A 22,727-nucleotide genomic window follows, 5' to 3' on the forward strand; every position below is an offset into this window, starting at 1 on the left:
TAGTGGCGGGTAAGAAGATAGCTGCATCGGATACTCATCATTTTTAGGAAATACTTTTAATTCGGGGCAAGCAGTTGGTAATCTACTAGATGATATGATATCCGATTCGTCAGCTCCGGCAGCCGTTTGCTTTTTCCATAAAGGATGCACACGCGGGAACAGCTACCGCTGGCTGATTGGCGGCGGCCTAGGTAGCAGCCGGGCGGGCACTACTCCCACCTCTTTTCAGTCTGGCTCCAGCTTTTACTGCACTCCCCACCTGCCTGCTGTTGCTAGTAACTATACCGCTCCGGACTGCTGGCTGGCAGAGCCGGGGTGCCGATGGCGCCGGCCTTCCTTAGCACCGATAGCACCCTTCAACCTGCACACAGCCGGCTTGCGCCGCCCAGTACCCCACTGCGCGTTGCCAGGTAGAGGTGCAGGCTGGTTGCATTCGTGAGTCGAACCTGACCGTGACGGCCGCGGTGTCGGGGCTTAGCCGGAACGCTTCCCGGAGCTGGTGACCGACGCACAGCAGAACTGCCCGGTAGCAAAAGTGGTGCAGGTGGAGAGTAGCTGCGAGGCTCCACTGCAGTAGCCAGGGCTGCTGCACGCTCTTCCTGCGTTGTGTAGGCGGTGGCCGGTACCTAGTCCGTGGGAAGGTCGGCCACCCGTACGGCGTCGCCTACCCGCATAATGCCACCCTGTATGATACGGGCGGTAAGCCCCCCGTGCCCGCGCATGGCGTTGTAGCCCCCAGGACCCAACTCTTCTTCCATCCGAGAACAAGGGTGGCACTCCCCGGTAATTTCCAGGATTACTTCGTCGCCGATGTGTACGCGGCGGTTTTTCAGTGCCAATAGGTTTAACCCGCTCACGGCCAGATTACGCCGCAAGCGTCCCGGATCGATGGGGGCGGGCAAGCGCAGAAAGCCTGCTACTGCCGCCAGATGCTCGTGCTGAATCAGGGTAACCTGCCGCTTGCCCCCTGGCCGGGGGCGGGCGTGGTCACCGTGTAAGTGGCGGTCGGTTTCGGCTGTTGCTTCCGCTACAGCCAGCACACCTGCTCGCCGCACCGGGCGCAGGCCAATCCATTCCAGGCGGCCAATTTGGGGGAGCGTATTCAACATCTGCGCAATGGTGGACTTGGAGTCGCCGAGAAATGGGAAAGGCATGGTAGTAAAGTAATACGTGAGATAGGGCAGGAGGGAATCTTTCCGGAAGATGAAGGTAATCAGCCTGACGGCGGGCCTGAATTTTACGGAGCAAAAGGTGTAAAAATAGGCTTGTCACTAACCTGCGGCCGGCTTATGCGTATGGGAACACGGCGGTAAGCTCCCAGCTAGCCGCCCTTCTACCTACATCATCTTCCTGCAACTATCATGGCCAAAACCACCGCCAAAAGCGCCCCGGCTGCTCCGAAAGCCCCGGCTGCTAAGAAAACTGCTCCTGCGTCCGATACCGTAGCTGATAATGGCTCAGCCAATGGCCGCTCTGGCCCCAGCGTGCAACCCATCCTGAATCAGCAATTCAATGCGCCGGCACCCCTGCAGAAGTATGGTACCGTGTCGCAGCGCCTGCCCATTGGGTTGGACGCTAACACTCGCCAGGAAAGCGTGGAGATGCTCAACCAGATGCTGGCTGACACCTGCACCATCCGCGACATGTACAAGAAGCACCACTGGCAGGTAGTAGGTCCGACCTTCTACCAACTGCACTTGCTCTACGACAAGCACTATGAGGAGCAGGATGCACTGATTGACATGATTGCTGAGCGCATTCAGATTCTGGGCGGGGTAGCCGTAGCCATGGCCGCCGATATTGCCGAAGTTACCAGCATCCCGCGCCCCCCGCGCGACCGGGAAGAAGCCCCCGTGCAGGTGTCGCGCCTGCTGGAGGCCCACCAGATTATCCTTAAAAACTGTCATGATTTCGCTAAGCGCGCCGACGACTCCGGCGACGATGGCACCAATGACCTGATTGTAAGCAACGTGATGCGCACCAACGAAATGCAAGTATGGTTCGTGTCGGAGCACGTAGTAGATACGCCTTTGGCCCGCGCTGAATAAGCTCTGCTACCGTTTGAAGTATCAAAAAAAGGCTCCCGACTGGGAGCCTTTTTTATTGGGCTGCATAGTCTGCCAGCGGTTTTCTACTGGCTTTGCCTGCCTACCGTTGATAGCGTGTTGAGCGTTTCACTCTGTACAAAGCAAGTGAAGAAGGTAGAGGAGGAAGTGGCTGTGCTACCGGACGGGATATAGTAGCCAAGGGAGAATAGTGAAACCCTGCCCCGAATAAGTGGAGTAAGCACTGGTAGCGCTGATGATTTTTTTAGGCTGATGCTGAGGAAGAAAGGTTGCCATGCACGGGAAAACCGGCTGCCCCAGCGAAAAAATAGCTTGTTGGATTTGGTCCCTTCCGCCTGACCCTCTACTTTTGTCCTCGATTCGCCGCCTCAGTGAATCCAAAAGCCCCGGCTTTTGCCCAAGAAAAGAGTGCTTGCCATTATCTGCGCACGTGGTGAAACTGGTAGACACGCCATCTTGAGGGGGTGGTGCCTTCGGGTGTGGGAGTTCGAATCTCCCCGCGCGCACTCTTAAAAGCCCCGCTTCAGAATACTGAAGCGGGGCTTTTCTTTTAGAGCTACAGGAAAGTAAGCCCGCAACTCCGTCGGCAGTGGGGTGACGCGTTCCTGTTAAGGGCTACCTACTCGCCGCGCTCAAAAGGATTGGCCGGCACTACCAACAATACGTTTTCGCGCTCCACTACTACCTGGCCAGCTATGGCGCCTTTGGGCTTGCGCACAAACTTCTTGGGCGTGTAAGTGACGGGGCAGAGCGAGTCGTTTTTGCGGCGCGAATACCAGGCGGCCAGCTGGGCGGCACGTTCCAGCACGGGTGCCGGCACCGGGTGCCCCGGCCGCTGCCGGATAACTACGTGGGAGCCTGTTACGTCCTTGGCGTGCAGCCACAAGTCATCTTTATGGGCGTAGCGCTGGGTCAGGAGGTCGTTGTTTTGAGCATTGCGACCCACCAGAATAGTGAAGCCGCCGTCTTCAAAAACTTTGAAGGGTAGTTCCTGAGCGGCTTTCCCAGCCGTGGCCGGGTCGAGGCCGTGCTGCTTGCGCCACTGCCGCAGGCTTCGGAGGTCGCCGGGGGGTAGGGCAGCCAGTTCCTCTAGGCGTTCCAGGCACCACATAGCTTCGGTTTCGCGGCGCTCGGCGCGGGCACTTAACTCCCGGGTTTCCAGCTGCTGATTCTTGGCTTTGCGGTACAGGTTTTGGGCCGTGCGCTGGGGCGTTTCGGTAGGCTTCAGCTTAATGATGCGCGGCTGATTGTCCTGGTAGAAGTCCACGACTTCCACCTGCTTGGCGCCGCTCGGAATCTGGCTGAGGTGGGCCATAATCAGGTCGGCGGTTTGGCGGTAACCCACGGTATTTTCCAGGGCATGCAGGCGCCGTTGGGCGTGCTGGGCACTGGTGGCAGCCTCGTCGGCGCGCTTTTCCAGCTGCTGACGCACCTGGCGCAACTCGGCCTCGTAGGCGCGGCGGTTAAGCAGCAGCGGCACGAAGCGCCGCAAAGCCCCAATAGGGTCCGCGGCCGGTAGCGTGTGCTCGACCTCACCCACAGGCAGCAAGCTCAGGCGCGTACGCCCATCCAAACGAACGATGTAGAAAGCAGCCGGATGTTCTAGTACCTGCACGGCTTCCCGCACCAGCTGCCACTTGGTTTCCAGCGGAGCAGGGTCGTAGCCACGGGTGCGCAGGTACGCCACAGCTGCATCGTTGAGGCTGGGGTAGGCTTTCAGCGGATTGGCTGGCAGGTTGGTGGATTCGGAAGGGGTAGGGGTAGCGGGGGGCGGGGGCTGCAGCTCGGCATCGGCGGTGTAGCGCTGGTGAAACAGTTCGGCGGGTGCCGCGGGGGTAGGCCGGAAGATGGCATTGGGACGCGTGCTGTAGAGCTTCAGCAGCAGAGTAGCGCCCCCCTGAAAGCTAAACTGCAGCACCCGGTCGTTGGGCCACGCGGATACCTCCCTTACCTGCTGGCCCAGCAAATGCGGTAGCAAATCCACGGAGTTTTGCCGCGCCCGATGAAACGACTCGGGCAAGGAAAGCATGGGGCCGGCCGCGGCCAGGTGAGCCTTCAGCCAGAACTCCTGCGTGCCGTTAGTCAGCCCAATCACCAACTCATCCTTCTCCTGCGAAAAGCACGTTGCCACCGTGTAGTCTTGCAGCTGCTGGGTAAGAGCTGGCGCAAGCTGGCGCAGGAAGTAATAGTTGGTGTGCATGAGGGAAAGACACTGAGTATGCTTACAAAGGGCGCAAGATGGCAGAAAATAGGCAGGTAGAGGGCAGAGCTAGTTCAGCAGTACGTGCAACGTTTGCCGTCCGCTCCGGCTCTGAGAAAATAAGTAAGCAAAGGTGCTCCGCTACTCCCTGTCACTCCCTTCTTGCCACTTATGAAAAAGTATTCTCTACCCCTCGTTTTATCTTTAACTCTGGCCGCATGCCAGAACCGGGACGCAACCGATGCCCAGCCGGCGGCCGTTGCCGCAGGGTTTAACCAAGAATTTTCTTTGCAGTATCGCCAGCAGGCTGCGCTGCCAGCAACCGACCAAGTCGAACTCTTCGTTACAGTTGCCGACTTAGACTACAGCTTCTGCCCTCCAAATGCTCGCTGCTTTATAGCCGACTTTGTGGCCCTTACCTTAAGCGTGAGAGACAAGCAGGGGCAAACGCAACAAGTAGCAATGCCTCTACATACAACCGGTGCTCGAAACCCTGCCTGGATAGATACTACCAGCGTGCGGGCCAACGGCCAGCGCTATGTCATCTACTACCACCGCTGGAGTGTGGTAGAAAATGTACCCCACCCTCAGAAGAAAGATATTACCGTAGTGCTGCGCATTACGAAACCGTAACGCGCAACCCATCATAGGCCAGCTTGATGAAGCTGGGCAGCTCGGCCTCAATCTCGCGGTGGCGGCCCAGCTGGTGGCTGATGTGGGTGAGGTAGGCGCGGGTTGGGGCCAGGTCTTCCAGAATGTCGACGGCCTCCTGCAGGGTAAAATGCGAAATGTGCTGCTCGTGGCGCAAGGCATTCAGCACAATCACTTCAGAGCCGCGCATGCGCTCCAGGGCCTCGGGGCTGAGGTAGTTGGCATCCGTCACGTAGGTGAAGTTCTCCACCCGGAAGCCCAGCACCGGCAACTTGTAGTGCAGGGCCCGGATGGGCTGGAACTCCACGCCTTCCACCCAGAAGCTGTCGGTGTCGCTCAGGATGGGGTGCACCTGCACCTGCGGGATGCCGGGATATTTGTGCTCGGCGAAGATGTAGGCGTACTCGCGCCGGAGTTGGTCGAGCACGCGGGGTTCGGCGTGCACGGGCATATCCTGCTGCTGGCGGAAGTTGTAGGCCCGGATGTCGTCGAGGCCGCCGGTGTGGTCCTTGTGCTCGTGAGTGAACACCAGGGCATCCAGGTGGTCGATATGCTCGCGCAGGGCCTGCTGCCGGAAATCAGGACCCGAGTCGATGATGATGCTTTTGCCCTGCACCTGCAGGTGCACCGACACGCGCAGCCGCTTGTCGCGGTAGTCGACGGAGCGGCACACGGCACAAGAGCAACCAATAACGGGTACGCCTTGCGACGTACCCGTACCAAGGAAGGTAATTTCCATATTCAATGAGTAATGAAGAATGAGGAATAAAGAATGGATAGGCCAGCAAGGGGCAATTCTTCATTCCTCATTCTTCACTCCTCATTAAAACTAACCAATGTACTGCTTCACCACGCGTACCAGGGCGTCGAAGTCCAGCGGTTTGGGCAGGTAGTCGGTCACGCCGGCCTCGCGGAACTGCTCCATGGAGTAGTTGTTGGCGTTGCCGGTAATGGCGATGACCGGAATTTTGGCGATGCGCGGGTCACTGTGCCGACGGATTTCACGGGTGCACTCCATGCCATCCTTTACGGGAATGTTAATGTCCATCAGGACGCAGTCAATAGGCTGGCTCTCTACCTGCTTAATAACCTCGCCACCGTTTTTGGCCGAGACAATACGATACTTCTGGAGTTCCAGAATTTTCTTCGTCAGGTTTAGGATAACAGAGCTGTCCTCGGCAATCAGGATCGTTTTAGAGTCGGCCATGAGGGAAAGATTGGATAGTGCGGTGAGAGGTTGTAAGTTCGTTTTCAAGAGCTTAGCGCGGAATGCCGAATGGCCGGCCAGCTAGAGCGCCTGGGTCAGGGCCGGGTAAGCGGCCTTGAATTGTGCAAAGTAATCAAGCAGACGTTGAAATTCCGCCGGTGTGTTCTCCGTACGGCCGTTTTTCAACTCATGTTCTAAGGCTTTGGTACATTCTGCCATTTCCTGAATCCCCAGCGTAAAGCCCGTGCCTTTGAGCTGGTGCAAATGTGGCAAAATCTGCTCGTATTGCCCGGCGGCCACCAGCTCGCCGGCTTCCTGCAGTACTTGCTCGGCTTCCTGCTCGAAATCCTGGTAGAGCTGGGCGGCAAACTCGCCCCCGCCCAGCTGGCGTAGCTGTTCCACAATCTCCAGGTCAATGGGCGGGGTAGTGGCGGCGGCCGCGGCGGTTTCCGGGGCCGCTACGGGACCAGCGGCCGTGGCCCGGCCGCTGGTCCAGCGGCGGAGCACGGCGTACAGGTCCTGGCTTTTTACAGGCTTCGACACGTAGTCGTCCATGCCCTGCTGCACAAACCGCTCGGCGTCCTCTTTCATGGAGTAAGCCGTCATGGCCACGATGGGCGGGCACTCGGCGCCCAGGCGCTGCCGGATTTCTTGCATGGCCGTTACGCCGTCCATTTCCGGCATCTGAATGTCCATGAAAATCAGGTCGTACTTGGCCTTGGGTGCCGTGGCCTGGCTGATGGCTTCAAACCCGTCGGAGGCCACTACAATGTCGCAGCCCAGCTTGTCGAGCAGGCGGGTTGCCACTTTCTGGTTGATGGGGTTGTCATCGACGAGCAGCACCTGCGGGGCCGACTCAAAGCGGACTACCTCCTGGGGCCGTTCCCGGGCCGTGAGGCGCTCCTGCACAATTTCCTCCTCGTTGCGGGCTACCTGGCAGCGGATGGTAAACCAGAACGTGGAGCCGTCGCCGACGTTGGAATACACCCCAATTTCGCCCCCCAATAGCTCGGCCAGCTGCTTGCTGATGGCCAGGCCCAGGCCCGTGCCCCCAAAGGCTTTCGTGGGGGTTGTATCGAGCTGGGTGAAATTGGTGAACAGCAGCTTCTCGTTTTCTTCCGAAATACCAATGCCCGAGTCTTGCACGGCAAACCGCAGGGTGTGCTCATCGCCGTCGGTGACGGTAGAGGACACGATGATGCTTACCGTACCCGCCGCCGTGAACTTGATGGCATTGGAGGTAAGGTTGCTCAGGATTTGCAGCAAGCGGGTTTCATCGGTAATGATGAAGCGCGGCGTGTGCGGGGTAATATGGTAGGTGAAGGTGAGGTGCTTCTGGTTGGCCCGGTTGGCAAACAGGGAGTGTATTTTATCCAGGGTGTAGTGCAAGTCAATGCCTGATTCGCTGAGCTGGAGCTTGCCGGCCTGGATTTTGGACAAGTCCAGAATATCGTTGAGGATGGCCAGCAGCGCGTCGGAAGACTTGCGCAGCGTATCCACGTATTCTTCCTGCTCCTCGGAGGCTACCGTCTGGTGGAGTAGGTCAATCATGCCAATGATGCCGTTCATGGGCGTACGCAGTTCGTGGCTCATATTAGCCAGGAACAGGGTTTTGGCTTCCAGGGCCTGCTCGGCGGCTTCCTTGGCCCGGCGCAAATCATCCTGCATCTGCTTTAGCTCCGTGATGTCGCGGGCAATGCCCTCGGTGCCGCCGGCCGCGGCGTCGGCTACCTGCCGGGCATTTACCAGCACACTCACGGCGCGGCCATCCTTGTGGCGCATGGCTATTTCGAAGTTGCGCGCCTCGCCGTTCTGGCGCACGCTCTCCAGCAGGGAGGAGCGCTGCTCCGGGTTGATGTAGAACTCGCCGATGTAGTGGCCCAGCGCTTCTTCAGGCGTATAGCCCAGCATATCCAGCACGGACGGGCTCAGCAGCGTGAGCTTGCCATCGTCGTCGGTGCGGTAGTACACATCCTGGAACGACTCGAAGATGGCCCGGAACTTCTCTTCCTGGGCCGCCAGCTCCAACTGGGAGCGTTTCTTGTCGGTGATGTCGTGGGCAATGCCGGAAATTTCCTCGAAGGAGCCGTCGTCGAGGTAAATCGGGTTGAGGTAGATTTCGCGCCAGGTGTCGTGGCCCCGGGCGTCGCGCAGGCGCACCTCGAAGCGCTGCGGGTGGCCCTGGAAGGCTTTGCGGTAGTTCTCAATAAAGGCGTGGCGGGCTTCCTCCTCCATCAGGGCCACATCGGCCTGGAACAGGTTCACGTTCAGGGCCGGGTACACGCCGTTGCGGCGCAGGAAGTAGGCCGCGTAGTTGCGGTTAAAGGACGAGAGACGGGAGTGCGTGTCCACGGACCACATCAGGTGGGAGCCGCTCTCGAAGATGGCGTTCAGACGAGCGTTCTGCTTCTGAATCTGGACCTCGTTGCGCTTGCGCTCAATGGCCAGGGCCACCTGGTTGGAAATAAAATGCAGAATTTCAATATCGGCGGCGGCGTAGGCGTCGGCCTTCTGGTAATCCTGCACGGCAATCACCCCAATAATCCGCTCGCCAATGCTGAGCGGGGAGCAGAGCATGACTTCCGGCATCAGCCCGTAGGCCGTAATCGTGCCGTTCTGGATAAGCTCCTGCAAATCCTGGCGCAGCAGGTACTGGGGCCGCCCCGTGCGAATAATGTACTCCGATACGCCCGAGGAGAACGGGCGGGCCATCATGCTCTGGTCGCCCTGGGCGTTCTGGTCCACGAAGTAGGCAAACTGCAGCTGGGTGCGGGCCTCGTCGCAGAGGGCAATATAGAAGTTGTTGGTTTCGATGATCTTGCTCAGCTCCCGGTGAATGGCTCCGTAGAGGGAGTGCAAATCCTTGGAGCTGATGGCCAGGTTGGCAATGCTGTAGTAGACCTTTTGCAGGCGCTCGGCCTTGATGCGGTCGGTGATGTCGTGCAGGATGGCGCGGGTGCTCACCGGCTCGTTGTCCTGCCAGGAGCAGGAAATGGAGCCAATCAGGTGCACCGGCTTGCCCGACTTGGTCAGGAACACGGTTTCCAGCTTGTTCACCTTCTCGCCCTTATACAGGTTGCGCAGCTGGTAGAGCAGCTTGGCCTTGTAGTAGGGGTGCACCACGTCGGAGAGGGTCAGGTGGGGTAGGTCCTCATCCTCGTAGCCCAGCTTTTCCTTCCAGGCCTTGTTCACGAACAGAAACCGGTTGTCGATGCTCAGGTTCTGAATCAGGTCGTGGGCGTTGTCGAGGAAATCCTGGAGGCGGTTGCGGTTGTCGGTGAGGGCGCGCACGGCCACCTGCTTGTCGGTGATGTCGCGGCCCACGAACAGGATGCCCGTGATGGTGCCGTGGGCATCCCGCTCGAACTCGGAGTGCCAGAAAAAGGTGCGTCCCTGCCCGGAAATAGTGAGCAGAGAGCGTTCAAAGAAATCCTGGAGCTGCTCTTCCTCAATGGCCCGGTGGAAGGCATAGCGCCGCGGGGCCTGCTCGGCGGGCGGGGCAAATAAAGCAAAGTAGTCTTTGCCGTAGAGGGTAGGGGCAGGGCGGCCGGTTAGCTCGCAGAAGTACTCATTCACGTCCTGAATACGGGCTTCCCGGTCGAGGAGCAGGTAGCACATACCGGCCCGGCTGAGCACGTCGCGGAATTGCCCGCGCGAGAAGTCGGCCAGCTGAGACACGGCCGTTTCTTTCAGGCCGCCGGGTAGGGCAGCAGTGTCAACATACGCGGCAATGTCGCGCAGGGTCAGCAGCACCATGGGCACGGTGCCGGTGCCCAGGCGGCTGAGGGTAGCCCAGGCCTCTAGGCGCTGCCCGTCGGGTCGGTGCCCGCTCCAGCGCATGGAAACCTTCTGGCCCGTTTGGATGCACACCAGCACCTGTTCGTGCAGCTGCTGCTCGGAGGTCAGCTGGTTGGCCGGGGCCGACTCGGCGGCCAGGGAAAAGGCCATGGGGCCGGCGCCCAGCAGCATGGGCCGGGTGGTGCCCAGGTAGTGCACCGCGCGCTGGTTGCAGTCGAGCAGGGCACCCGTGGAATCATACAGCAGGAGGCTGTCGTAGGACTCTTCAAACAAGGCCCGATACACGTCGGCCGACAAGCCGGAGCCCTGGGGGTAGGCGGCCGCCGAAGTACTCTGGAGTGTGTTCATGAGGAGGAAAGGATGCGCGGGGGCGAGACGGACGCACTGACGGGCGCCGGATGAAGTTCTTAAATTTGCGACAATTCCTGAAACTACCGCCCAGGCCCGGGCGGTAATGTGCCCTTATTCGTGCCGCCTCGCCTGATTTTTACCGTTACGACGGATCTGAACTACGACCAACGGATGCAGCGCATCTGTGGTTCCCTGGCCAGTGCCGGCTACCGGGTGCTGCTAGTGGGCCGCACCTGGCCGGCCTCGCTGCCGCTTACCGCGCAACCCTACCAGCAGCACCGGCTGCGCTGCCGTTTCGGGCACGGGAAGCTGTTCTACCTGGAATACACGGTGCGGCTGCTGCTGTATCTGCTGAGGCAGCGGGCGGCCATCTGGTGCGCCATCGACCTGGATACGGCTTTGCCCGTGTGGCTGCGGGCCCGGCTAAGCGGCCAGCCCTTCGTTTACGATGCCCACGAACTATTTACGGAAGTGCCCGAGGTAGTGGCCCGGCCCGCCGTACAGCGCCTGTGGCGGGCCGTGGAGCGCTTTATCGTGCCCCGTGCTACCCGGGCCTATACTGTGGGGCCAGCCCTGGCCCACCTGCTGGAGCAACGCTACGGCCGACCCTTCGACGTGATTCGCAACATCAGCCGCCTAACCGCTGCCCCACTACCGCCGCTACCCCCTTCGGCCCCCGAAACTGGCTTTATTCTCTACCAGGGTGCGCTGAATGTGGGCCGGGGCCTGGAGCAACTGCTGGAAGCTATGCCACAGGTGCGCGGCCGGCTGGTGGTGTGCGGCGAAGGCGACCTGTCGGCCGGGTTGCGGCGGCGCGCGCAGGAGCTGGAACTGCTGCAAACCGGCAAAGTAGAATTCCGTGGCTATGTGCTGCCCTCTGATTTGCAGTTGCTGACGCAGCAGGCCACGGTGGGCGTAATGCTACTCGAAAACCAGGGCCTGAGCTACTACTATTCGCTGGCCAACAAGTTCTTTGACTACCTCCACGCCGGAGTACCGCAGGTAGCCATTGATTTTCCGGAGTACCGCGCCCTGAATGAGCACTATGAGGTAGCCGACTTAGTGCCCGACCTGCACCCCGCTACCCTCACCGCCGCCCTGAACCGCCTGCTGCCCGGCGGCGACGACGCGCACTACCAGCGTCTGGCCGCCAATTGTCGGCGCGCCCGCCTGGAGCTAAGCTGGCAGCACGAGGAGGCCAAGCTGCTGGCCTTGTATAAAGAGGTGACGCAACAAGCAGAAACCAGGAAATGAGGTGAATCCGGTGTGTGGCGAAGGATGAACGTATCTTTGTAGTCCCTCACCTCATGCTTTTTACCCGCCAACATGCTCACTGAACTTGCCGCCGCTACCGAACCTACTTTGCTGGTTGTAACCGGACCAACGGCCGTGGGCAAAACGGATTTGTGTGTGCACCTGGCCCAGCAGCTCGGCACCGAAATAGTATCGGCCGATTCGCGGCAGTTTTTTCGGGAGCTGAACATCGGTACGGCTAAGCCTACCCCCGCGGAAATGCAGGGTGTGCCGCACCATTTCATCAATTCGCACAGCATTACCGAAGAGTACAACGCGGGCCGCTTCGAGCAGGATGCGCTGGCCTTATTAGCGGAGTTGTTTCAGCGCCACCGGGTAGTCGTCCTGACCGGAGGCTCGGGCCTCTACCTGCAAGCCGTTACGGAAGGCCTCGACGACCTGCCCGCCGCGCCGCCAGAAGTGCGCCAGCAGCTGCGCACGGAGCTGCAAGCGCATGGCCTAGCGCCCTTGGTAGCCGAACTGGCCCGCCTCGACCCCATAAGCTACGAGCGGATTGACCGCCAGAATCCGCAGCGGGTGCTACGGGCTCTGGAAATCAGCCGGGCTACCGGGCAGCCGTTCAGCTCGTTCCACGGTGGCAAAGCAGCCGCACGCCCTTTCAACGTGGTGAAAATAGCCCTGACCCGTGAGCGGGAAGAACTCTACCAGCGCATCGACCAGCGCATGGACCACATGCTGGCTGCCGGCCTGGAAGAAGAAGCCCGCAGCCTGTTGCCACACCGCCACCACAATGCCCTCCAGACGGTAGGCTACCAGGAGCTATTCGACTACTTCGACGGCCTCTACGACTACCCCGAAGCTGTGCGCCTACTCAAGCGCAACTCCCGCCGCTACGCCAAACGCCAACTTACCTGGCTCCGCCGCGACCCGCAGTACCACTGGTTTCACCCCGCCGAGGTGATGAAGTAACATGTGACACGTACGTTATGAGGCGAATGGCAGGTAGCCCCACGGCGCTCTACACGCAAAGGCCCTTCTTGCGGCCGAACGAGGGAAGTGAACGAAAGTGTTCAGCATCCCGCGTGCTACCATAAGAAGGGCCCTCAACCTGTGGGTAACCTACCTGCTATCTGTCACGGCTTACACACTGAGAATTTCTACCATGCGCATAAAGCTCTGGTTGATCATCTTCTTTTTGTGGATAGTATCTACGAAGGGCGTGTACACCAGCTTGCGGTCCACGATGCCGGCCATCACGTTGCGCATACCGTTCATGAGGCCTTCTACCGCCGCAATACCAATCTGGGAGGCCAGCATACGGTCCGACGCGGAAGGGGAGCCCCCACGCTGAATGTGACCGATGATAGTTACCCGCGTGTCTAGCTCCGGAATGGCGGCTTTCACCTGCTGGGCCACGGCGTGCACGTTGCCTTCTTCTTCGCCCTCGGCCACAACCACCAGGAACGAGGTTTTGGAGCGCTGCCAGCTGGTTTTAAGATTGTCAATGACGGCTTCCGTCGACATCTGGGTTTCGGGCACCATCACAATTTCGGCCCCGCCGCCAATGGCGCACGGAATGGCAATGTAGCCCGAGTCGCGGCCCATTACCTCCACGAAGAAGCACCGGTCGTGCGAGTCTGCCGTGTCGCGAATTTTGTCGATGGCTTCCAGGGCGGTGTTCACGGCCGTGTCGTAGCCGATGGTATAGTCGGTGCCGTAGAGGTCGTTGTCAATGGTGCCGGGGGCGCCCACCGTCGGAATACCAAACTCCTGCTCGAAGATCATGGCGCCGGTAAAGGTGCCATTGCCCCCGATGGCTACCAGACCATCGATGCCGTGGTTTACGAGCTGGTCGAAGGCCTGCTGCCGCCCTTCTTTCGTCAGGAACTTCTGGCTGCGGGCCGATTTGAGAATGGTGCCGCCCTTCTGAATGGTGTTGGCGACGGAAGCCGAATCCAGCTTCACGAACTCGCCTTTAATCATGCCGCTGTAGCCGCGCATGATGCCATATACTTCAATACCGTGGTACACGGCCGTGCGCACTACGGCCCGAATGCAGGCATTCATACCGGGCGCGTCGCCCCCACTGGTGAAAACTGCAATGCGTTTCATCATATGCTCTCTTCCGTACTCAAACAAAAGCCCGACGGGGTCGGGCCGGGCAAAGGTGGTAAATCCCGCGGGAAACTACAGCCTCTGCTTCTGTAAAAGATAAAATACCCTTGGCCGACAGCTGTTTTTTCACCGCCATCGTATCGGGGTATTGCGTGTTGTGCTGCGGCTGGCTAACTTCCTGAAGTTGCTGGTGCTGCCAGCCGCCGCTCTCTCTGCTGTCCTACCCTACCTAATGCCCGCCCCGTATGTTTGGTTTTTTTGAAAACGAGCAGACCAAAAAAGTCAAGAGCCACATCATGAACTTGGTTGCGCTGGCTAAGGCCGATGGGCACATCGACGAGCGGGAAATGAGTTTTATCGTGGCCGTAGGACGCAAAAATGGGATGCGCCCCGATGAGGTCCGCTCCATTGTAGGCAACTCCAGCAACGTCCGCCTCATCATTCCCGACAACGACTCCGAACGGTTCGACCAGATTTTCGACCTCGTGGACATGATGCTGGCCGACGGGGTAGTGGACGACACGGAAATGGACTTCTGCGTAGATATGGCCGAGAAGCTGGGCTTCCGCAAAGACGTAGTGGCCGTGCTGGTGCGCCGAATTTCGCAGGGTGTGAAGGACGGTTTCCCCCGCGAGCAAATCAAAGAAGATACCCAGACGTTTCTGGGAAATTAATAACGAATACATACTGCGGAGCCGTTCTGGTCCCCTTCAGGGGTTCGGGAACGGCTCCGCTTTTTTGCTTATTGACTAACGGCGTCGATGGCCCGCAGGAGGGCGGCGCAGGCGTCGTCAATCTGGGCGTCGGTGATGGTGAGGGGCGGGGCAATGCGCAAGGAATTGTCGCAGAACAGAAACCAGTCGGTGAGGATGCGCTCCTGCCAGAGGGCGTGGTCGATGATGGGCTTGAGCACCTCGAAGGAATCAAACTCCACGGCCAGCAAAAGCCCCCAGCCCCGCACTTCCCGAATGGCCGGGTGCACCAGCTGCCGACGAAAACGAGCAGCCTTTTCGGCTACCCCAGCCAGCAGATTTTCCTCCTGAATCACGCGCAGCGTAGCCAGGGAAGCCGCGCACGACACCGGATGCCCCCCAAACGTGGTGCAGTGCCCCAGGATGGGGTTGGTTTTGAAGCCCGACATAATTTCCTGGGACGAAATAAAGGCCCCAATGGGCATACCGCCCCCCATGCCCTTGGCCGTGAGCAGAATATCGGGCTCGATGCCGAACTGCTCGAAGGCCCAGAACGTGCCGGTACGCCCAAAGCCGCACTGAATTTCATCGAGGATGAGCAGGGCGCCCACCTCGGTGCAGCGCCGACGCAGAGCGGGCAGGTAGCCCGGGGCGGGCACCCGCACGCCGGCCTCCCCCTGCACCGTTTCAATGACCACGGCGGCCGTGTGCTCGTCAATCAGCTGCAGGTCCTCGAAGTTGTTGTGGCGGAAGTGGCGCACGTCGGGCAGCAAGGGCCGGAACGAGTTCTTAAAGCCTTCGGAACCCGTGATGCTAAGGGCCCCGTGGGTGGAGCCGTGGTAGGCGTTGTAGCTGGAAAGCAGGCCCGTGCGGCCGGTGTGGCGCTTGGCCAGCTTCAGGGCGCCCTCCACGGCCTCGGTGCCGGAATTGGTGAAGTACACATTGTCGAGGTGGGCGGGTAGGGTCTGGTGCAGGGCCTCCGCGAGCTGGGCCGGTGGGGCCTGCACCAGCTCGCCGTACACCATGAGGTGCAGGTATTTATCGAGTTGATCCTGGATGGCCTGCAGTACCCGTGGGTGGCGGTGACCAACGTTGCTGACGCCAATACCGGAAATCAAATCGAGGTAGGGCTGACCCTGGGTATCGTACATGTACACGCCCTTGGCGCGCTCAATTTCCAGGAGCAGCGGAAAGTCGGAGGTTTGGGCCTGGTGGCGCAGGAAAAGCTGGCGGGGAGTAAGCATATGCGGTATAACAACTTCAGCCCGCAAAGGTAGGGCGGAAACAGAGGTTTGCGGGGCCAGCAGGGGTAGGGAAGACCTGTCCCAGGCTTGGCCCTTATTCCTGGTCGGAAGCGTTGAGCCAGAGAGCGGGCAGCCATAAAAAAAAAGAAAGCGGCTGCCAGAGCAGCCGCTTTTCGCGCGAAGGCAAAGCAAGAGCCGAAGCTTAGTTGTCGTGGCCAGCAGTGGGGTTGCCGCGCCGGCCGCCCGGCCGGTCGGCAACGCGCTTGATAACCTCCCGCGTAAATTCGCGCTCCGCGGCGTAGAGCTTGCCTACCTGCCGGATGCTCAGCACCTTCTGGAACTTATCGAGGTAGTCTTTTTCCAGCTTTACTTCCTGCTGGCGCAAGTCCATGGCTTGGGTTAGGTTTTCGCGAATCTGTTGGTCGGTGAGAGCATCGGGGTTGGTTATGCGCAGCTGGCGCATGCGGCGATTTAATTCCCGGCGCTTATTCGTGAAGTCGTTGTACACGGGCCAGAACTTCTGGGCCTGATCCTGGGTCAGCGAAATCTTATCGGTGAGGTAGGCAATTTTGGCGTTTTCCAGCTGACTGAGCCGTTCGGCCCGCCCGGTCTGGGCAAAGGAAAAAACCGGCGCTACCGCCAGCAGCATCAGCACCAGAAAGCTACGAAGCAAGTATTTCATGAGAGCAAAACGAGGGATAGGCAAAAGTTAGGAGTTAGAGGTAGGTTTCCTCGCTGGGCTGGGCGTCGAGGAGGTCCTGCACTTCCTGGTCGGAGGCGTGCAGGTAGCCTTCGGTGGATAGGTTCTGGGTAGCGGCGGGCAGCTCGGCCAGGTCCGAAAGCGTGAGGCGCTGGTCACTGGCCAGCAAGTACTGCACCATCTCCTCGCGCGGCACCTGGGCCAAGGTTGCGTAAGCCGAGGCTACGGGGGCAGGCGCTGAACTCAGTAGAAACGAGGCCACGAAACCACCCAGCACTGCCACCGAAGCCAGGGTCGTGCGTACGGGCGCCGAAAGGCCAGCCAGCCAGCTCCAGGCCGTTTCGCGCGGAGCCTCGGCCTGTACGCGCTGCATCATGCGCAGAGGTAGTTGCTCGAAGTAGCGGTCCGGGGGCGGGGCCAGGGGTGGGTGCACCCGGCGCGGACGTTCAGCCAGACGAAAAGGAGTATTCATATCAGTTAGAGGCGGTTAGGCCAGCAAGGTTTAATGGAGTGCTGGGTTTGCACAGCGTTTTTTACGTGGCCCGCTACCGGGCTAGGTTTGCTCATTTACGTACTGCTCAATCTTCTTGACGGCGTGGTGGTAGGAAGCTTTCAGGGCACCCACGGAGGTGCCCGTTACCTCGGCCATCTGCTCGTAGGGCATCTCATCGTAGTAGCGCAAATTGAACACGAGGCGCTGCTTATCGGGAAGGCGCAGGATGGCTTTCTGCAATTTCAGCTCCACCTCGTCGCCGGCCAGGCTGTCATCGGCCTCCAGCTTGGCCGACAGCTCAGCTCCCACATCATGGAGGGGTAGGAAAAACCTGCGGCGCTTGCTTTGCAGCAAACTCAGGCACTCGTTGGTAGCAATGCGGTAAATCCAGGTGTAGAGGGAGGCATCCTGGCGGAAATTTTCCAGGTGGTTCCACACCTTCACGAATACATCCTGGGTCAGGTCGTCGGCGTCATCGTGGTCCACCACCATCTTGCGCACGTGCCAGTACACCTTCTGCTGATACTTGCGCACCAGCTGATTAAAGGCCACGTTGCGGGTGGCGGGGTCACGAAACTTGACGAGTATCTCCTGGTCTTCCAAGGGGCGCAGGCAGGGCGGGTTAGGGCGAGTTTAGGAGCTTAGAGGAGGTAGGGGTCGAAAGGTTTAACGGAGCCAGCGGAAACCAATACGCGGCCGCGCCGCCCGCGCTACTTCGTGCTGTAAGTGATGCCCACCGTCACGTTGGTATTGTCGGTGGGTTTGCCTTCCAGGATGCGGTTTTCGAAGGTGTAGGTGTAGGTGCTGGTAATGGCAAAGCGCGGGGTGAAGCGAAATGCCAGGCTCGACTGCTGCGTGACGCGGTAATCGGCGAAGTTCTGCAGGTTGGGCTGGTAGAAGGTAATGGAGTTCAGGCTGAAGACCCGGTAGGAATACGCAATTTTCAGGCGGGTAGAGTTACGGACCACGGTGCGGCTGGAGCCATCCTGAAAGTACGTGGCCTCCCGAATAAGCAGGTTGCTCACGGCTACCTCGCGGTTCAGCGAATCAGTATAAATAGCCCAGCCGGGGCCGGCGCCCACCTGGTAGCGGTTATCAATGCCGCGCAGGTTGCTCCGCTCGTAGCCCCCAATGCCGTAGAAGCGGAACCGGCCTTTCCAGTAGTAGGGGGTAGTATTGAGCAGAAATTCACGTTCCTTGAGCAGACCTTCCTGCTTGCCAAATGTGAAGCTACCCGTAACCGGGGCCCCAAAGTGTAGCCCGCGCAGCAGGGTAACGGAGTGGGAGGTAGCAAACAGCGTGCGGTTGACGCCGCCCGAGGTATACTGCCCCGTTAGCTGGCCGGTGTAGCGGATAATGGTGGTATCGGCCCGCTGGGCGCGGGCGGGGCGGACCAGCAGGAGCAGAAGGGGAAGCAGAAAATACAGGAAGCGCATGCCGACGGCGGAGAGGAAACTCCAAAGTGTCTGCAAGTATAAGCCCGGAAGCGGAGGTAGGGGAAAGGAAAAGCTACGAATGGAATATATAGAAATGCTACTTTTAGCCCTCCACTCGTCCTTTCCGCCATGAGCAGCATGATTCAGTTCGTCGCCAACCACGACGATTTATCCACCGACAAAGGCTTTCAGTTCAAGTTCTACTGCGACAAATGCCGCAATGGGCACATGTCGCGCTTCCACCCCAACGCCATTGGCATTGCCGGCGAGCTGATGCGGGCGGCTGGTAGCCTGTTTGGGGGCAGCTTCTCCAGCGCCGGCAGCGCCGCCTACCACGTGCAGCGCGCCATTGGCGGCAAGGCCCACGATGCCGCTCTGGAAAAAGCCGTGCAGGAGGGCAAAACCTACTTCAAGCAGTGCACCCGCTGCGGCCACTGGGTATGCCCCGACGTGTGCTGGAACCACCAGGCCAGCCTCTGCGAAAGCTGCGCCCCCGACGAGCACGAAGAACTGGCCGCCCAGCAGCGCCAGGCCGCCAGTGAGCAAATCCGCACCAAAACCCGGGAGCAGGACTACACCAAAGGTCTGGATTTCCTGAACACCAGCGGCCTGGTGCAGTGCCAGAGCTGCCAGACCAAGCTGGCCCCCGGCCAGAAATTCTGTCCCACCTGCGGCACGCCCAACGTAGCGGCCCAAGCTAAAGACAAATTCTGCGGCGACTGTGGCGCCACCGTGAAGCCCGAGCAGCGGTTCTGCGCCGAGTGCGGCAGCAAGCAGGGGTAGGGCCCCAGGTTTCCTACCCCCGAACAAGAGCCGAAACCCAATTGCCGAAAAAACCAGGTGCTGGCTTACCGGCGGCCCGCGCGGCCGTATGCAAAAGAGCTGCCCGCATACGGCAGCCCAACGCCTATGGACCTGGAAGCGGAATTCAGCGGCTTGCCCTTAAGCGAAGTGGCGTACTACCTCCGGTTGGGCCTGCAACTGGAGGTAGTAACGCTGGCGGATGTAAGCGAGTGGGTGGATGCGGTATTGCTCCGCGAAGAAGCGCCCAACGGCTTTTTCGTGGAGCTGTATCGGTTGCTGCGCCTGCGCCAGCCAGATGTTTCGGCCTACCTGGCCGCGGCCTTCCCACCGGCCCGCTTCTCCGCGCGGCCTGCCCTGGCGTGGCTGCAGCAGCGCCTGGCGGGCGGCAACTGGCCGCTGGGCCGCATCAGCCGGGCTCTGTACCGCCTCCGGACGCTGGTAGAATCAGAGGTAGAAGTCGGTTGGATTTACGGCCTGGCCGCCGACTATGAGCGCGCCGCCTCTGGCCCCGCCGAGGCCCTGCAGGAAGTGTACCGCGAAACCGAAGCCTTCCTGGCCTGCTACCACGACTACACCTTAGCTAACCGCGCCGAGTGGCTATACCTGGATGCCGTGCTACCCCAGCGGTGGGCCGGTTTGCGGTAGCAGTCAGGCTACGAGAGCAGCACCTGAACACCACGTGTTTTTAAGCTGAAAAGCCCCTGCTGCACGTTGGCAACAGGGGCTTTTTGTATCATGAACCGTCAGCCGGAATTACTTGCGGCGGGCCATTACTTTCTCCACGGCGGCGACAATGGCTTGCTCGTTGAGGCCGTACTTCTCCATCAGCTGGTCGGGCGTGCCCGATTCGCCGAAGGAATCGTTTACGGCTACCATTTCCAGGGGTAGGGGCTCCTCGCGGATGAGCAGCTGGGCGATGGAATCGCCGAGGCCGCCGTTCATCTGGTGCTCCTCGGCCGTTACTACGCAGCGCGTCTTGCGGGCCGATTCCAGAATCAGCTGGGCATCCAGGGGCTTGATGGTGTGGATGTTGATGATTTCGGCGTTGATGCCTTTCTCGGCCAGCAGCTTGCCCGCCAGGATGGCCTTCCATACCAGGTGGCCCGTAGCGAAGATGCTCACATCAGTACCCTCGTTCAACACGATGCCTTTGCCTACCTCAAACTTCTGGTCGGCGGGGGTGAAGTTGGGCACTACCGGGCGGCCGAAGCGCAGGTACACCGGGCCTTCATAGTCGGCAATTGCGATGGTAGCGGCCTTGGTTTGGTTGTAGTCGCAGGGGTTGATGACCGTCATGTGGGGTAGCATCTTCATCATCCCGATGTCCTCCAGAATCTGGTGGGTAGCACCGTCTTCGCCCAACGTCAGGCCCGCGTGCGAAGCGCAGATCTTCACGTTCTTGCCCGAGTAGGCAATGCTCTGCCGGATCTGGTCGTACACGCGGCCCGTGCTGAAGTTAGCGAAGGTACCGGTGAAGGGAATCTTGCCCCCAATGGTAAGGCCGGCGGCCAGACCCATCATGTTGGCTTCGGCAATGCCTACCTGGAAGAAACGCTCAGGATTGTCCTTGATAAAGGCATCCATCTTGAGCGAGCCAATGAGGTCGGCGCAAAGGGCTACCACGTTGGGGTTGGTTTTGCCCAGCTCTTGCAAGCCCGCGCCAAAGCCGCTGCGGGTATCCTTCGATTCGGTGTAGGGAAAGTCTTTCATATGTGGAGTTGTAGGGTTCTTGTTTTTAGCTGTTTAGAGACCTGTCATGCTTAACTAGCAGAAGCATCTTTACTGTTTTATCAGACAAGTGACAGTGCGCTATTGGGTGAATGTAGTGTCGCTCTGATAAATTTTCCATACCCCGGATACCTGCTTCACTGCACGCGCATTGATGGTTGCAGTGGCCTTCTCACCTTCCAGCTTTATGTCAAGTTCGAGCGAGTCCTGCTTGGAGTCAGGTGTATTCATCTTGTATTCTTCTGAAAATATCTTTCCTGTACGGGTGAGTATTTTCGGAAAATTTTTGGCACCATCCCTAGCAGCAAGAATAACTTCGGGGTGTTCTCCTAGCATCTGCTTATCCAGTAAACTACCTAGCGGATCAAAAGAGAAGTAAAAGATTGTACCTCCTGCTATTAACAGGAACAGTCGCTTCTTCAAAGAACTGGCTTTCGGTTGCATGAGGGAAACATAAATACTATAAGTGCGGCTTGCTCAACTCGTTAACGAAGCAGAACACGCATTTCAATCTCAACTTCGGTTGCATTACTATTTTGCCAATTCATCGTCCGAAAATGCTGACTGAGGTGGTTTGGCCGGGCCGGATGGTGAAATTGCGGACATCGGTGAACTTGCTGCCGGTGGCGGTTTTGGTCCGGAACACCAGGCGGTAGGCCCCCGGCTGCATCGGTAGGTTGATTTTGCTGCTACCCCCGTCGGGCAGGTTGTACACCCACGTCTGCGACTCGTCGTTGTTGAGCCGGTAGATGCTGCCGTAGCCCTTCAGATCCGACACGATGTTCAGGATGCCGGGCGCTTCGTAGGTCACGGCGGTTTCCTGACCCTGCTTCACCGAGATGCGCCGGATCTGGCGGGGTAGGGTCAACAGCTCTACCTCGTAATTGCCGGCCAGCAGCTTTTGCCGGCTCCCGAAGGGTAGGGCCACCACCGTGGCCGGGTTGCCCTGGGCCCGTACCACCGCCTGCACCGTACCGTAGGGGTTGGGTGAGAGGCCGGGGCTCTGCAGCCAGAGTGTGCCCTGGGGCGTTTTGTAGGTGAGTACATTGGCCTTGCCGGGCCGAATGGGCAGGTTCTGCTGGCGCACCGGCGGCACCGTGTTAATGACCAAATCGTAGCTCTGCAGGGCATCGATGTCGAGCACGTCGGGTTTGCCCTGGGCGTCGCGGTAGTGCACGTAGTTGTACTCCGGCTGCTCCGTGACGTTGTTGAGAAAGGTCATGTTCACGTTCGACTCCACCGGCCGGCCCGCCTCGTCGGTCAGGTTTACGGCCACCGTGGTTTTGGCCAGGGTCTGGGCTACTACATCGTTGAGGATGGTCCGAAAGGTCTTCACATCGGCCGCGTTGTAATATTGCCCCAGGCATTCCAGCTGCTTGCCAAATTCTCGCTCGGCCCCAATGCCAATTACGAACGGCTTCAGGAACACATGCTTGCGCTGCAACGCTACGGCCGTAGCGCACGGGTCGCCCTTGCAGGATTCCAGCCCGTCGGTAATCAGAATGAGCACGTTGCGGGCTGTGCGGTCCGCCGGAAAGTCCTGGGCCGACTGCAGCAGCGAGTAGGTGATGGGCGTGTTGCCTTTCGGGTCGATGGTTTTCAGCCGCGCCTTGATGGCCCCCGCGTTTTTGGGCGCGAAGGCCACTTCCAGCTTCGAGTCCTCGCAGTTATTTTCCTTGTTCTCGTGCTGGTGCCCGTAGGCGCGCAATGCCAGCTCCAGGTTGGGGTAGGCATTGAGCGAGTCCACCATCTTCGAGAGCAGGTTTTTGGCTACGTCCCAGCGCTGCTGCCCTTCCCAGGGCGCCCGCATCGAGCCCGACGCATCGAGCACGAACAGGATGCGGGTAGTCCGGGGCTTCTCGGGGGCTACGTTTTGGGCACGGCTCCGCCAGGGAGCCAGCAGGCTCAGCAGCAAGCACGTAACCAAAGCCAAGTAGCGCATTACAAAAGACAGAGAAAAGACCGTGTCATGCCTGATTTGGCGTCCG

General features: G+C 59.6%; 21 protein-coding genes and 1 tRNA gene. 8 read left to right on the forward strand and 14 right to left on the reverse strand.

Translation table 11 applies throughout. The features are described from left to right. Positions 1-626: 626 nt before the first annotated feature. Positions 627-1,154: an MOSC domain-containing protein gene (locus tag K3G63_RS01685; RefSeq protein WP_220612365.1), complete on the reverse strand. Its 528-nt coding sequence runs from the start codon at positions 1,152-1,154 to the stop codon at positions 627-629. A 207-nt stretch (positions 1,155-1,361) separates the two neighbouring features. On the opposite strand from K3G63_RS01685, the gene K3G63_RS01690 reads away from it, so the two are divergent. Continuing rightward, entirely contained in the window at positions 1,362-2,048 is a 687-nt protein-coding gene (locus K3G63_RS01690; protein ID WP_220612366.1) for a Dps family protein, read from the forward strand. 442 nt (positions 2,049-2,490) lie between these two features. Continuing rightward, positions 2,491-2,572 (forward strand) — tRNA-Leu (locus K3G63_RS01695). Positions 2,573-2,685: 113 nt separating this feature from the next. On the opposite strand, the gene K3G63_RS01700 is transcribed toward K3G63_RS01695, so the two are convergent. Next, complete coding sequence (locus K3G63_RS01700; protein ID WP_220612367.1) at positions 2,686-4,266, reverse strand: NFACT RNA binding domain-containing protein; 1,581 nt, start codon at positions 4,264-4,266, stop codon at positions 2,686-2,688. Positions 4,267-4,437: 171 nt separating this feature from the next. Between K3G63_RS01700 and K3G63_RS01705 the strand changes: the two genes are divergently transcribed. Further along, positions 4,438-4,899 (forward strand): hypothetical protein, encoded by a 462-nt coding sequence (locus K3G63_RS01705; RefSeq protein ID WP_220612368.1) that lies wholly within the window; start codon positions 4,438-4,440, stop codon positions 4,897-4,899. On the opposite strand, the gene K3G63_RS01710 is transcribed toward K3G63_RS01705, so the two are convergent. From K3G63_RS01710 to K3G63_RS01720, 3 genes are all read right to left on the reverse strand, one after another. After that, on the reverse strand, positions 4,886-5,656 hold the full coding sequence (locus tag K3G63_RS01710; RefSeq protein ID WP_220612369.1) for an MBL fold metallo-hydrolase: 771 nt from the start codon (positions 5,654-5,656) through the stop codon (positions 4,886-4,888). The two genes, K3G63_RS01705 and K3G63_RS01710, sit on opposite strands and share 14 nt — an antisense overlap. A gap of 90 nt (positions 5,657-5,746) precedes the next feature. Further along, positions 5,747-6,124, reverse strand: coding sequence for a response regulator (locus K3G63_RS01715; RefSeq protein WP_110978142.1), 378 nt, complete (start codon positions 6,122-6,124; stop codon positions 5,747-5,749). An 81-nt stretch (positions 6,125-6,205) separates the two neighbouring features. Continuing rightward, complete coding sequence (locus K3G63_RS01720) at positions 6,206-10,270, reverse strand: PAS domain S-box protein (protein WP_220612370.1); 4,065 nt, start codon at positions 10,268-10,270, stop codon at positions 6,206-6,208. A gap of 108 nt (positions 10,271-10,378) precedes the next feature. Between K3G63_RS01720 and K3G63_RS01725 the strand changes: the two genes are divergently transcribed. Together K3G63_RS01725 and miaA are read left to right on the forward strand one after the other, a co-directional pair. Next, positions 10,379-11,527, forward strand: coding sequence for a glycosyltransferase (locus K3G63_RS01725; RefSeq protein ID WP_220612371.1), 1,149 nt, complete (start codon positions 10,379-10,381; stop codon positions 11,525-11,527). Positions 11,528-11,599: 72 nt separating this feature from the next. Continuing rightward, the gene (miaA, locus tag K3G63_RS01730; protein WP_220612372.1) at positions 11,600-12,496 is read left to right on the forward strand and encodes a tRNA (adenosine(37)-N6)-dimethylallyltransferase MiaA; all 897 of its coding nucleotides are present in this window, start codon (positions 11,600-11,602) and stop codon (positions 12,494-12,496) included. 171 nt (positions 12,497-12,667) lie between these two features. Here the strand turns inward: miaA and pfkA are convergent, their stop codons facing one another. After that, positions 12,668-13,639 (reverse strand): 6-phosphofructokinase, encoded by a 972-nt coding sequence (gene pfkA / locus K3G63_RS01735; RefSeq protein ID WP_220613846.1) that lies wholly within the window; start codon positions 13,637-13,639, stop codon positions 12,668-12,670. Between the two features lie 248 nt (positions 13,640-13,887). On the opposite strand from pfkA, the gene K3G63_RS01740 reads away from it, so the two are divergent. After that, positions 13,888-14,316: a TerB family tellurite resistance protein gene (locus K3G63_RS01740; protein ID WP_220612373.1), complete on the forward strand. Its 429-nt coding sequence runs from the start codon at positions 13,888-13,890 to the stop codon at positions 14,314-14,316. 68 nt (positions 14,317-14,384) lie between these two features. On the opposite strand, the gene K3G63_RS01745 is transcribed toward K3G63_RS01740, so the two are convergent. From K3G63_RS01745 to K3G63_RS01765, 5 genes are all read right to left on the reverse strand, one after another. Beyond that, the gene (locus tag K3G63_RS01745) at positions 14,385-15,578 is read right to left on the reverse strand and encodes an aspartate aminotransferase family protein (protein WP_220612374.1); all 1,194 of its coding nucleotides are present in this window, start codon (positions 15,576-15,578) and stop codon (positions 14,385-14,387) included. Between the two features lie 202 nt (positions 15,579-15,780). Further along, the gene (locus tag K3G63_RS01750; protein WP_220612375.1) at positions 15,781-16,260 is read right to left on the reverse strand and encodes a Spy/CpxP family protein refolding chaperone; all 480 of its coding nucleotides are present in this window, start codon (positions 16,258-16,260) and stop codon (positions 15,781-15,783) included. A gap of 34 nt (positions 16,261-16,294) precedes the next feature. Next, positions 16,295-16,750: a hypothetical protein gene (locus tag K3G63_RS01755; protein WP_220612376.1), complete on the reverse strand. Its 456-nt coding sequence runs from the start codon at positions 16,748-16,750 to the stop codon at positions 16,295-16,297. Between the two features lie 81 nt (positions 16,751-16,831). Beyond that, positions 16,832-17,374, reverse strand: a complete 543-nt coding sequence (locus tag K3G63_RS01760; RefSeq protein WP_220612377.1) for an RNA polymerase sigma factor — start codon at positions 17,372-17,374, stop codon at positions 16,832-16,834. Positions 17,375-17,481: 107 nt separating this feature from the next. Further along, the gene (locus K3G63_RS01765; RefSeq protein ID WP_220612378.1) at positions 17,482-18,207 is read right to left on the reverse strand and encodes a DUF481 domain-containing protein; all 726 of its coding nucleotides are present in this window, start codon (positions 18,205-18,207) and stop codon (positions 17,482-17,484) included. A gap of 129 nt (positions 18,208-18,336) precedes the next feature. Here K3G63_RS01765 and K3G63_RS01770 point away from each other — a divergent pair, with 129 nt between their 5' ends. Both K3G63_RS01770 and K3G63_RS01775 read left to right on the forward strand, forming a co-directional pair. Continuing rightward, positions 18,337-18,990 (forward strand): zinc ribbon domain-containing protein, encoded by a 654-nt coding sequence (locus K3G63_RS01770; RefSeq protein WP_220612379.1) that lies wholly within the window; start codon positions 18,337-18,339, stop codon positions 18,988-18,990. A 126-nt stretch (positions 18,991-19,116) separates the two neighbouring features. After that, entirely contained in the window at positions 19,117-19,656 is a 540-nt protein-coding gene (locus K3G63_RS01775) for a hypothetical protein (RefSeq protein WP_220612380.1), read from the forward strand. Between the two features lie 108 nt (positions 19,657-19,764). Here K3G63_RS01775 and K3G63_RS01780 read toward each other — a convergent pair whose 3' ends face one another. The 3 genes from K3G63_RS01780 to K3G63_RS01790 form a co-directional block, all read right to left on the reverse strand. Continuing rightward, entirely contained in the window at positions 19,765-20,721 is a 957-nt protein-coding gene (locus K3G63_RS01780) for a transketolase family protein (protein WP_110978154.1), read from the reverse strand. 99 nt (positions 20,722-20,820) lie between these two features. After that, the gene (locus tag K3G63_RS01785) at positions 20,821-21,183 is read right to left on the reverse strand and encodes a hypothetical protein (RefSeq protein WP_220612381.1); all 363 of its coding nucleotides are present in this window, start codon (positions 21,181-21,183) and stop codon (positions 20,821-20,823) included. A 100-nt stretch (positions 21,184-21,283) separates the two neighbouring features. Beyond that, positions 21,284-22,681 carry a VWA domain-containing protein gene (locus K3G63_RS01790; RefSeq protein WP_259404230.1) on the reverse strand — a complete coding sequence of 466 codons (1,398 nt, stop codon included), beginning with the start codon at positions 22,679-22,681 and terminating at the stop codon, positions 21,284-21,286. Between the last annotated feature and the right edge of the window lie 46 nt (positions 22,682-22,727).

Origin of the sequence: Hymenobacter sp. HSC-4F20 (assembly GCF_019599275.1) — a bacterium.
GTDB lineage: Bacteria > Bacteroidota > Bacteroidia > Cytophagales > Hymenobacteraceae > Hymenobacter.

Bases quoted from the DNA above. Each gene is read 5' to 3' on its own strand.
- K3G63_RS01690 (WP_220612366.1), top strand. From the start codon at position 1,362: ATGGCCAAAACCACCGCCAAAAGCGCCCCGGCTGCTCCGAAAGCCCCG.
- K3G63_RS01740 (WP_220612373.1), top strand. From the start codon at position 13,888: ATGTTTGGTTTTTTTGAAAACGAGCAGACCAAAAAAGTCAAGAGCCAC.
- K3G63_RS01785 (WP_220612381.1), bottom strand. From the start codon at position 21,183: ATGCAACCGAAAGCCAGTTCTTTGAAGAAGCGACTGTTCCTGTTAATA.
- K3G63_RS01775 (WP_220612380.1), top strand. From the start codon at position 19,117: ATGGACCTGGAAGCGGAATTCAGCGGCTTGCCCTTAAGCGAAGTGGCG.
- K3G63_RS01685 (WP_220612365.1), bottom strand. From the start codon at position 1,154: ATGCCTTTCCCATTTCTCGGCGACTCCAAGTCCACCATTGCGCAGATG.
- K3G63_RS01700 (WP_220612367.1), bottom strand. From the start codon at position 4,266: ATGCACACCAACTATTACTTCCTGCGCCAGCTTGCGCCAGCTCTTACC.
- K3G63_RS01720 (WP_220612370.1), bottom strand. From the start codon at position 10,270: ATGAACACACTCCAGAGTACTTCGGCGGCCGCCTACCCCCAGGGCTCC.
- K3G63_RS01770 (WP_220612379.1), top strand. From the start codon at position 18,337: ATGAGCAGCATGATTCAGTTCGTCGCCAACCACGACGATTTATCCACC.
- K3G63_RS01790 (WP_259404230.1), bottom strand. From the start codon at position 22,681: ATGCGCTACTTGGCTTTGGTTACGTGCTTGCTGCTGAGCCTGCTGGCT.
- pfkA (WP_220613846.1), bottom strand. From the start codon at position 13,639: ATGAAACGCATTGCAGTTTTCACCAGTGGGGGCGACGCGCCCGGTATG.
- K3G63_RS01715 (WP_110978142.1), bottom strand. From the start codon at position 6,124: ATGGCCGACTCTAAAACGATCCTGATTGCCGAGGACAGCTCTGTTATC.
- K3G63_RS01705 (WP_220612368.1), top strand. From the start codon at position 4,438: ATGAAAAAGTATTCTCTACCCCTCGTTTTATCTTTAACTCTGGCCGCA.
- K3G63_RS01780 (WP_110978154.1), bottom strand. From the start codon at position 20,721: ATGAAAGACTTTCCCTACACCGAATCGAAGGATACCCGCAGCGGCTTT.
- K3G63_RS01765 (WP_220612378.1), bottom strand. From the start codon at position 18,207: ATGCGCTTCCTGTATTTTCTGCTTCCCCTTCTGCTCCTGCTGGTCCGC.
- K3G63_RS01755 (WP_220612376.1), bottom strand. From the start codon at position 16,750: ATGAATACTCCTTTTCGTCTGGCTGAACGTCCGCGCCGGGTGCACCCA.
- K3G63_RS01745 (WP_220612374.1), bottom strand. From the start codon at position 15,578: ATGCTTACTCCCCGCCAGCTTTTCCTGCGCCACCAGGCCCAAACCTCC.
- miaA (WP_220612372.1), top strand. From the start codon at position 11,600: ATGCTCACTGAACTTGCCGCCGCTACCGAACCTACTTTGCTGGTTGTA.
- K3G63_RS01710 (WP_220612369.1), bottom strand. From the start codon at position 5,656: ATGGAAATTACCTTCCTTGGTACGGGTACGTCGCAAGGCGTACCCGTT.
- K3G63_RS01750 (WP_220612375.1), bottom strand. From the start codon at position 16,260: ATGAAATACTTGCTTCGTAGCTTTCTGGTGCTGATGCTGCTGGCGGTA.